This window comes from Gemmatimonadota bacterium (assembly GCA_016209965.1).
GTDB lineage: Bacteria > Gemmatimonadota > Gemmatimonadetes > Longimicrobiales > RSA9 > JACQVE01.
In genome coordinates this window covers 1-6,320 of the sequence record JACQVE010000149.1, presented here as the reverse complement: position 1 = coordinate 6,320, position 6,320 = coordinate 1, and the positions used below count along the sequence as shown (strand labels likewise).

The 6,320-nt window shown below is 68.7% G+C and carries 5 protein-coding genes; 2 read left to right on the top strand and 3 right to left on the bottom strand.

The annotated features are described in order from the left end of the window. From HY703_06230 to HY703_06220, 3 genes are all read right to left on the bottom strand, one after another. Positions 1-219 (bottom strand): hypothetical protein (locus HY703_06230; GenBank protein MBI4544770.1); only part of this gene is annotated, 219 nt, incomplete at its 3' end. A 243-nt stretch (positions 220-462) separates the two neighbouring features. Continuing rightward, on the bottom strand, positions 463-3,042 hold the full coding sequence (locus tag HY703_06225; protein MBI4544769.1) for a PKD domain-containing protein: 2,580 nt from the start codon (positions 3,040-3,042) through the stop codon (positions 463-465). A 97-nt stretch (positions 3,043-3,139) separates the two neighbouring features. Next, a complete protein-coding gene (locus HY703_06220) occupies positions 3,140-3,925 on the bottom strand; it encodes a hypothetical protein (protein ID MBI4544768.1) in 786 nt (261 codons plus the stop codon). Between the two features lie 277 nt (positions 3,926-4,202). Here HY703_06220 and HY703_06215 point away from each other — a divergent pair, with 277 nt between their 5' ends. Both HY703_06215 and HY703_06210 read left to right on the top strand, forming a co-directional pair. Continuing rightward, a complete protein-coding gene (locus HY703_06215) occupies positions 4,203-4,775 on the top strand; it encodes a sigma-70 family RNA polymerase sigma factor (GenBank protein MBI4544767.1) in 573 nt (190 codons plus the stop codon). Between the two features lie 126 nt (positions 4,776-4,901). Next, positions 4,902-6,320: serine/threonine protein kinase (locus tag HY703_06210; protein ID MBI4544766.1), on the top strand; the 1,419-nt coding region annotated here is incomplete at its 3' end.

Genomic DNA, 6,320 nt, shown 5'->3' with positions numbered 1-6,320 from the left:
GGTCACGGTGACGCCGCTCAGCGGGCTCCCGTTCGCGGCCGCTACGGAAGCGACGAGCGCGGCACCCAGCGCCCGGGCGACCGTCCCCGTCTGGCCATCGCCGCTGACCTTGTTGAGCTGGGCGGGCGTCGGTGTAGCCGGGCCGGTGCCGTCATCGCCGCCGCACGAGGCCGCAAGGAGTGCCGTGCAGAAAAGGAGAGGCTTCCAGAAACGCTTCATTGCGCCACCTCCGAGGGTTGATGGCGCCACAGCGGGACCGATTGCGAGTTTTCTCGAGAGAACCGCAGCCGGAGTGCGTGCCCGCACCACTCTTCTGGGACGCGAGGCCATGCGGTTTGAAAACATAAAGTAGGCCTTATGGCTGATCCGCGCAACGCGTACTTCCCCGGAACGCCGTACACTACTTGGCCATCTTCGGCCATCTCCGCACCGCCGCGAGGTGTTCTGCCTGCGCAGGCCGCACTACAACGTGGCCAGAATCCGCTGGGCCTGATCGATCAGCCCCTGGGCTGCGGCAGCACTCAGTTTGCCCGCCTTCACGAATCCCTCCACCTGCTTGATGAAAGCCTGGAGCAACGCCTTGGCGGCAGCGTTGTTGCCCAACTCGGCCTGCGCTTCGGCTGCCGCCAGCTTGCCCTTCAGGCCGCCCGCCAGCGGAGCCGCGAGCTGGCCGGACGCCACCAGCGCGTCGACCGCCGCGCTCAATTGCTGGATCGCCTTCCCCGGTTTCAGAACCTCGACCGTAGCCGACGCCGTGCCCGAGCCGCCGTCGTCGTCCGTGACGGTGACCGTGACGACGTAGGTTCCGGGCGTCTTGTACTTGTGGCTCAACTGGAAGCTGGTCCCCACCAGAGCCAGCGGCTGGGGGCCGGAGCCGTCGCCGTAGTCGACCGTCGCCGCCCAGGTGTCGGCGCCCGGGTCGCTGAACGAGCCCGAAGCCGTGTACGTCTCGTTCTTGATCAGCGTAGCGCCCGGGATGGCACTCACCAATGGCGCGACATTGTTCACGACCACGGTGGCCGTGTACTCGGTCTCGCCGCCATCCTTGTCCCGAACCTTGCCCCGCACGTTGCGCGTGGCATCGTCGGTGGTGGGGCAGGTTGCTGACGTGGCCGTGCCCAGGGCGCCGTAGCCGGAGCCGTCGCCGCAATCGAAGGCGAACTGCAGCCCGGCGGCGAGGTCAACGGCGGAGGGGTCCGTGGCGCCGCCCAGCGAAAGGGTAAACGCGGCCCCCTCGCCCACCGGTCCGTCGTTGGCGAAGCTCGCGGTGGGCGCAAGGTTCGCCACAGTCACCGAAGCAGTGGCCGTGGCTGTGGCACCAAAGGGATCCTGCACCGTCAGCGTGACCGTGTAACTGCCGTTGTCCTGATAGGCGTGGCTGGGCTTGGCGCCGCTCCCGGGCGGGGTGCCGTCGCCGAAGTCCCAGGTAAAGCTGAGAGCATCGCCATCCGGATCGAAGGACCCGCTGCCGTCGAAGCTGACGGATGAGCCCTCGGCGCCGCTGTACGGGCCGCCCGGCTTCGCCACCGGCGGCTGGTTCGGCGGCGGCTGCAAGCACATGCCGAAGACGCCGGCGTCGTAAATGGCCTTGATCTCGGCATCCGAAAGCGCGCGGTCCAGGTAGATGCGCCCATCATCGACCTGACCGTCCAGGAAGTTGCCCCCCTCGGCGTTACCGATCGTCAGCGGGAAGGCAGGATCCGGGATCGGCATCGAGTTGGTCGAGTCCGCCACCCGCACGCCGTCGATGTACAGGACATAGGTGCTGCCGCTGCGCGTCACCGCCACGTGGTACCATCGGCCTGTAACCGGGACCCAGGGCGCCTGGACGGGGTCCTGCGGATCCATGGTGGGGCTGTTGATGTGGAAGCGCAGCGCCGGCCCCGGGGGCCCCGGGCTGAAACCCTGGTGCCCCCGCACATCCTGCCAGAAGATCCACTTGTTCAGCTCGCCCGGCCCCTCGTCGTGGGCAATAAACGCGTCCCGCCCCTGGGCGGGCCGGTTCAGCTTCACCCACAGCTCGATGGTGAAGGCCCGGCTGCCCAGCGTCCACACGGGCTCGTCCGCCACGCTGACGTGGTTGGTGCCGTTGAAGCTGAACGCCTGGCCCACCTTGCCAGGGGCGAAGGCGACGCCGTTTACCGAGCTGCCGTTCCGGCCTGCTACCACCTCGTCGAAGTTCCCCTCCGCCGGCCACCAGGCGAAGAGGTTCGAGGGCCGCGCCAGGCACGGCCCGCTGCCGCTGCCCTGGCACGTCCCGCTGCTCCCTGCCGCGTACATGGTGGCGATCTCCGCCTGAGTGAGGGCACGCTTGTGGATGGCGGGCTCGTCGATCCAGCCGTTCAGGAAAGCACCCTCGGCCCGGCCGATGGTGAGCGGGAACGCGGGATCGGGGATCGAGATGCTCGAGGTCGCCGTGGCCACCTCGGAGCCGTCAATGTGGAGGCGGAACGTGTTGCCGCTGCGGGAGACGGCCACGTGGTACCAGCGCCCCGCGGCGGGCGACCAGGGTGCGACGACTACATCCTGCGGCCCCAGGCTCGGGCTGTTCACATGGAACCGAAGCGCCCCCTGGTCGCGCCAGAAGATCCACTTGTTCAGGAAGCCGGGCCCCTCGTCGTGCCCGGCAACCGGCAGATTGCCCACGACGCTGTTGAAGTTCACCCAGGCCGCGATCGTGAAGTCGTCAGTACCCAGAGTCCAGACGGGGTCATCCCCCACACTGACGTAGCTCGAGCCGTTGAACCCGAAGGCCTTGCCGACCACCGCCGTGGCGAAGCGCACCGAGCCCACGGCTGTCCCGTTCCGCCCGCTGGCGGCGTCGCTGAAGTCGCCATCGCCCGGCCACCAGCTCAGCAAGCTGGCCGCAGGTGGGGCGCAGAGGCCGGTCCCGGCCGCCGCCGAGAACGCCGGAGGCCCCGCCCTTTCTGCCTCTGCTGGGATTCCGGTCGCCAGGTCGTCCGCGCCGTCGCATCCGGCAGTCGAGATCGAAAGAAGAGCCGCCACCCAGATCCGGCCGCGTTTTGTGATCCGCTTGGCCATGGGACACCCTACCGCTGTGGATAAGGTTTGCGCGGCGACTGCCACGACGAGGCTCGCGCCACCGCCCGCGCCGTGGATGCGAGCCCCGGCCGACTGGTCACGGCGCCGGCGCGGGGGCAGCGTTATGGCCAGTATGGCACGGAGGAGCCCCTGGCCAACCGGGCAGGAGACGCAAGTTTTCGCCGTAGCTGACCGCCGTGTTCCCGAGGACGGTGCTGGGGCAGAGCACCTCTATCCCGTCCTTGTTCTTGTAAGCGGCGTTGCCCGTCACCGTGCCGCTTGACTCGACGTGCATCCCCAGAGCGTTTTCCACGAGGGTGTTGCCGGACACGATGCTGCCGTGCAGGGCGTGGATCCCGACGACCCCCTGGTTCCGGACCGCGTTGCCGGTCACGATACTCCCCTCCAGGGCGAAGATCCCGGCATTGCTGCCGCCCCGGACGAAATTGCCGGTCACGACGCTGCCGGGGCCGACCCGAATCCCATCAGCTCCGATGCCGCTGTCGATAACAACGTGTACCGCCTCAACCCGGGCGCCGACCGTTTTGCTGAGGTCGATGCCGATATTGAAGTTCCTGAGCGTGCCGTTGCGCACGGTAATCCCCAGGCGGTCCGAGCCCTGATCCGTGACCCCAGCCCAAGGGCCCGCTCGTTGCGGCTTATGCCCTGTCAGGCTAAACCCGCCCAGGTCGATCGAGACAAAATCGGCCAGGATGACCAGACAGTCACCGGAGCTCTCGAGGTTATTGGCCACCAGGTATGAGCCTGGCGCTTCGACCGCCTGACATTCGGTAATCAACTTGGGCTCGGCCGTGGCCGGCCGAGGGAGCAGCAGCCCGAGTGACAGGAGAGCGGCCAGGAGTAAGAAAATCGGCCTCTTCACCGCAGTCCCTCAGCGAATCTTGGCGCGGCCCAGGAGGCCAGCGGATTTGGCTTTTGCAACCCTACTCATGTCTTTCATGTCTTCCTCCTATGGACGCGACCACGGAGCGGCTCTAAATTGGCCGCAGCGCTCCCCGGTGACGGCAAGGGCTTTCCCTGCCGCCGCGAGCTCCGCGATGGCTGAACTTCCACGGCCGCTCCGGTTCCACGTCTTGGCGCTTCTTACCTCTCCCTTGTTGAAACGCGAAAAAGAGCGGGGAAACCGGACAAGGGCTCGGATGGACACCCGGCACTACGTCACGACCCTGCTGCTGGACGCCCAGGCGGGCGACCAGGCTTCCGTGCACCGGCTGGTCGACGCCGTGTATGACGAGCTGCGGCGCATCGCTCACCGCCAGCTCGCCCAGGAGCGGCCGGACCACAGCATGAGCACGACCGATCTGGTCCACGAGGCCTACCTGCGGCTGGTCGACCAGACGCGCGTCCAGTGGAAGGACCGGGCTCACTTCCTGGGTGTCGCAGCCACGGTCATGCGCCGCATCCTCCTGGACTACGCACGCCGGCGGCAGGCGGCCAAGCGCGGTGGCGGCCAGCTCGAGTTGGGGGTAACAGACGCCCTGCACCTGGCCGAGGAGCGGGCCGACAGCCTCATTGCCCTGGATTCCGCAATAGCGCGCCTCTCACTTCTCGATGAGCGCCTCGCCCAGGTCGTCGAATGCCGCTTCTTCGGCGGGCTGACCGAGGAGGAGACGGCGGCCGTGGTGGGGGTTACTTCCCGGACCGTCCGCCGGGATTGGGTCAAGGCCAGGGGCTGGCTATACCGGGAACTTTCCGGGGACGCAGCGCCCTAGCACCGCTCCGCGAATTGTGGAGTGTCACTTCGCTCAGGGTAAACTCCGTCGAAGGGCTCGCTCGGTCGGAATGACACCACGCCTCGAAACTTTTGGGCGCCGCCAAAAGGACGGTCCCGGTCCTGGATGCGGGAGAAGCCCAGCTTGGGCAGCGTGAATGTCGCACGCTGGCAGGCGGTCGAGCGCCTGCTCGATGCCGCGCTGGACCTGCCCGAGGGGGAGCGGGCAGCGTTCCTCGAGAACGCCTGCGCCGACGACCTCGAGCTGCGCCACGAAGTCGAGCAACTGCTTCGCTGCTGCGAGCGCTCAGGCTCGTTCCTGGAGGAGCCGGCGGCCATTTACGCTGCCCCACTGGTCGCCAGCTTTCCGGCGCTTGCACCCGCGCCCGCCGAGGGCGCCCGGGTGGGGCCTTACCGGCTGCTGAGCGAGGCTGGCCGGGGCGGCATGGGTGTGGTCTACCTGGCCGAACGGGCGGACAACGGCTTCGCGGAGCACGTCGCCCTCAAGCTCGTGCCGCAAGCCCTGGCCACGCGCCCGGCGCTGCGCCGCTTCCTCCAGGAGCGCCAGATCCTGGCCACACTGGATCACCCCCATATTGCCCGGCTGCTTGACGGCGGCGTGACCGATGAGGGGCTCCCCTACCTGGTCATGGAGTACGTGCAGGGCACGCCCCTGGAACAGTACTGCGACGAGCGGCGCCTCTCCGTCGAGGCTCGTCTCGAGCTCTTCCTCCAGGTGTGCGCGGCCGTACACTACGCCCACCGGAACCTGGTGATCCACCGGGACCTCAAGCCCTCTAACATCCTGGTCACGGATGAGGGCGCCGTGAAGCTGCTGGACTTCGGCATCGCCAAGCTGCTCGGCCAGGAGATCCACTCGCAGACCAGCGAGCTGACGGGCACGGGCATGCGCCCCATGACCCTGCACTTCGCCAGCCCCGAGCAGGTGCGGGGCGAGGCGATCTCTGTGGCCACCGACGTGTATGCCCTGGGCGTGCTGCTCTACCGGCTGCTCTCGGGGCACCACCCCTTCCCGGTTTCCGGCCGGACAGCCGGGGAGGTGGAGCGCGCGATCCTGGAGGAGCAGCCGGAGCTGCTGTCGGTGGCCGTGAAGCAGCCGGGCGCGGCCGACCGTCCCCCGACGGCGGGCCCCGCCGCTGAGCAGCTCGCCGGGGCCCGAGGCTGCGCGTCCGAGCAACTGCGCCGCAGACTGGAGGGGGACCTGGACACGGTCGTGCTCCAGGCGCTGCGCAAGGAGCCGGCCCGCCGCTATGCCACGGCCGAGCAGTTCGCCGCGGACATCCAGGCCCACCTGGCCGGGCGCCCGGTGCGCGCCCGCCGCCGCGGCGCCTGGGCCTATCGCACGGGCAAACTCCTCGGCCGCCGGGGGGTGCGCGTCGCGAGCGCGGCCGCCGCCGGGATGCGGCTCCGTTGGCCCGGCTTCCTGGCCGGCTTCCTGGCGGCGGGAGGCGTGCTCCTGGTGCTGAGTGCGGGCCCGCGCGAGCGGGTCTCGCGGGCGGTGTCCAACGACCCGACCGCCACAGTC

What these genes read in the sequence shown, in the direction of transcription:
- HY703_06215 (MBI4544767.1), top strand. Translation starts at nt 4,203, where the DNA reads ATGGACACCCGGCACTACGTCACGACCCTGCTGCTGGACGCCCAGGCG.
- HY703_06225 (MBI4544769.1), bottom strand. Translation starts at nt 3,042, where the DNA reads ATGGCCAAGCGGATCACAAAACGCGGCCGGATCTGGGTGGCGGCTCTT.